Source organism: Alteromonas sp. AMM-1 (assembly GCF_047290655.1).
Classification (GTDB): Bacteria; Pseudomonadota; Gammaproteobacteria; order Enterobacterales; family Alteromonadaceae; genus Alteromonas; species Alteromonas mangrovi.
The window spans coordinates 1-2,827 of sequence record NZ_JBLBUE010000260.1; the positions used below are offsets into that span (position 1 = coordinate 1).

The 2,827-nt window shown below is 46.8% G+C and carries 4 protein-coding genes and 1 pseudogene; all 5 read right to left on the reverse strand.

Going from position 1 to position 2,827, the window contains the following annotated elements; all coding sequences use genetic code 11:
* Positions 1-91, reverse strand: a pseudogene (rnhB, locus tag ACLR2L_RS19765) (ribonuclease HII); the annotation flags it as partial.
* Positions 84-1,238, reverse strand: coding sequence for a lipid-A-disaccharide synthase (gene lpxB, locus ACLR2L_RS19770; protein ID WP_413370686.1), 1,155 nt, complete (start codon positions 1,236-1,238; stop codon positions 84-86). The gene lpxB and the pseudogene rnhB, both read right to left, overlap by 8 nt.
* Positions 1,239-1,241: 3 nt before the next feature.
* Positions 1,242-2,012, reverse strand: coding sequence for an acyl-ACP--UDP-N-acetylglucosamine O-acyltransferase (gene lpxA / locus ACLR2L_RS19775; protein WP_140956204.1), 771 nt, complete (start codon positions 2,010-2,012; stop codon positions 1,242-1,244).
* Between the two features lies 1 nt (position 2,013).
* On the reverse strand, positions 2,014-2,463 hold the full coding sequence (gene fabZ / locus ACLR2L_RS19780; protein WP_140956205.1) for a 3-hydroxyacyl-ACP dehydratase FabZ: 450 nt from the start codon (positions 2,461-2,463) through the stop codon (positions 2,014-2,016).
* 167 nt (positions 2,464-2,630) lie between these two features.
* The coding region (locus ACLR2L_RS19785) for an OmpH family outer membrane protein (protein ID WP_413370688.1) at positions 2,631-2,827 on the reverse strand (197 nt) is incomplete at its 5' end.

Consider the following 2,827-nt stretch of genomic DNA (forward strand, 5'->3'; position numbering starts at 1 on the left):
CAAGAATAACCGCAGCAGTCACCACATCGCCAACCAGCGGCCCGCGTCCTACCTCATCTACACCAGCTATATAGACGTATTCATTACTCATTGATTACCTCAATAACCGCATCGGCAGCCCGCTCATCGGCATTCTGCTTTAATGATTTGTGTAAACGGGTAAACGACGCCACAAGCTCTGTGGTATCGGTAGAAAACAATGAAATCAACTCCTGGCTTAATCGCTCAGAATTCACGTCTTCCTGCAATAACTCCGGTATTAACTGTTCATCAGCCAGAATATTTGGTAATGCAAAATACTTTGGCTTGTACATGCGTTTCATCATTTTATGTGTGAGCCACGACAATAAATAGGCCGCTACCATGGGTCGCTTACACAGCATGGCTTCAAGTGTGGCGGTTCCTGACGCCAGTAATATAACATCACTGGCAATCATCGCCTCTCGGGACTTTCCTTCCAGTAAAACGACGCGTTTATCGTTTAACCAGGCCGGCAAATTGTCCTGCAAATATTCGTGAATTTGCTGTGTTCGCGCCTGATTCGCAGCAGGGATCACAATTTGGCAATCGGGCATTTTCTGCCACAATTTCTCTACCGTTTGCGTGAATACAGGTAACAGTTTGGCCACTTCGCCACGTCGACTACCCGGTAGTAAAGCCAGGCACGGTTCTTGAACAGCCAAATTTAATGTTTTTCGGGCCTGAACCTGATCAGGCGCGATAGGAATGATATCCGCCATGGTGTGGCCAACAAAGGTATAGGGAATCTGGTACTTATCGTAAACCTGATGCTCAAAGGGAAAAATGCCAAGCACGCGGTTGGTGGCTTTGGCAATCTTAAATATGCGCTTCTCACGCCATGCCCACACGGTAGGACTGACATAGTGGACGGTTTTGATCCCCTTGGCTTTTAGCGCCTTTTCAACACGCAGATTAAAATCAGGTGCATCCACGCCAATATAGACATCTGGCGGATGTTTGACGAAGTGCTCAACCAGTGCATTTTTAACATGAAGAATGCGGCGAATGCTGGACAGTACTTCCACCAGTCCCATCACAGACAGTATTTCAATGTCAAACAGGCTGGTGCAGCCCGCAGCCTGCATATGTGGCCCGGCTATGCCTTCAAAAATGGCATCAGGGTAACGTAGTTTCAGCGCGCGGATCATCCCCGCGGCGAGAACATCTCCTGATGCCTCGCCAGCGACGACCGCTATCCGTAACGGTTCAGGAGACATGAACTAGCGAACTATACCGCGCTCAGCGCCAGCTAAAAAGGTAATTAACATACCGATTTCCGGGCATTCGCCGGTCATTTCAGTTAACTTTTTAATCGCCTCTTCCAGCGTATTGTTGTCGCGGTAAATCACTTTATAAGCCCGTTTAATCGACATGATTGTTTCAGAGCTAAAGCCGCGACGTTTGAGACCTTCAGAGTTTATGCCCTGAGGAATGTGCTTGGTGCCACTTACCATTACAAATGGAGGCACATCACGCAATACAATTGCGCCACCGCCCATAAAGGAATGAGCCCCAATCTTACAGAATTGGTGTACCGCTGTGGTACCGCCTAAAATGGCATAATCGCCAATTTCAACGTGTCCGGCCACCGCGACATTATTTGCCAGGATGGCGTTATCACCAATTTTACAGTCATGCGCAACGTGGGCGTTAACCATCAGCAAATTGTTCGAGCCAATGCGGGTTACACCTTCGTCCTGAATGGTTCCGCGATGAACAGTTACACCTTCGCGAAAAATGTTATTGTCGCCAACAATCAGTTCTGTGCGTTCACCAGCGTATTTTTTATCCTGACAGTCTTCACCTATAGAGCAAAACTGGTAGAAGTGGTTTCCCCGACCTATGCGGCTGGGGCCTTTTATCACTACATGCGATTCGACCCGGCAATCATCGCCAAGCACGACATCGTCTCCCACAATCGAAAATGGACCAATTGATACGTTCTTACCAATTTTCGCATTGGGTGAGATCACTGCAGTTGAATGAATCACGTTATTGTTTCTCTCTCATTGCACACATAAATTCTGCGCTACAGGCTTCTTCGCCATTCACACTGGCCACACCGCTGAATTTCCAGATACCTCGGCGCTCTTTTACCAGGCATACTTCAAAATCCAGTCTGTCACCGGGTGTTACCGGCCGCTTAAAGCGCGCGTTATCAATACCCGCATACAAGTATAGCTTATCGTTTTTACCTACGGTTTTAAAACCCAGAATGCCGGCCGCTTGTGCCATGGCTTCTAAAATTAACACGCCTGGAAAAATGGGATAATCCGGAAAATGACCGGTAAAACACGGCTCGTTCAGGGTGATATTTTTATATGCTTTAATGCTAACGCCCAGCTCGTAATCTGTTACGCGGTCAATTAGCAAAAACGGGTACCGATGCGGTAATAAATCCATGATTTCACGGATTTCAATAATATTAAGTGAACTGGCCAAACACTCTCTCCTTTGACACTATATTAGCAGCACGCGTCCTCAACGGTGTTTTGCTGCTATGACTTCATCTGGGCCGCAACCTTACGCGCTAATCACTTAAAAACAAATCAGACCAACACGTATGTATTGGTCTGATTTGCAAAGTTTATCGATGAAGTAAATCAGAATTACTTGATCTTGCTAACCTGATCTAACACTTTCTGAGACATGTCATGGCTTGCATCAACGTAAACTATAGCAGGTGCATCCAGCACAATGTCATAGCCTTCTTTTGCAGCAACTGCGTCGATAGCCTGTTTGATCAAGGCTAGTAGCTTATTGCGCTCTTCATTTTGACGGCGTTGAATATTCTGTTGCAGAGGCC

Coding starts and splice junctions, on each gene's coding strand:
- lpxB (WP_413370686.1), bottom strand. CDS start 1,238: ATGTCTCCTGAACCGTTACGGATAGCGGTCGTCGCTGGCGAGGCATCA.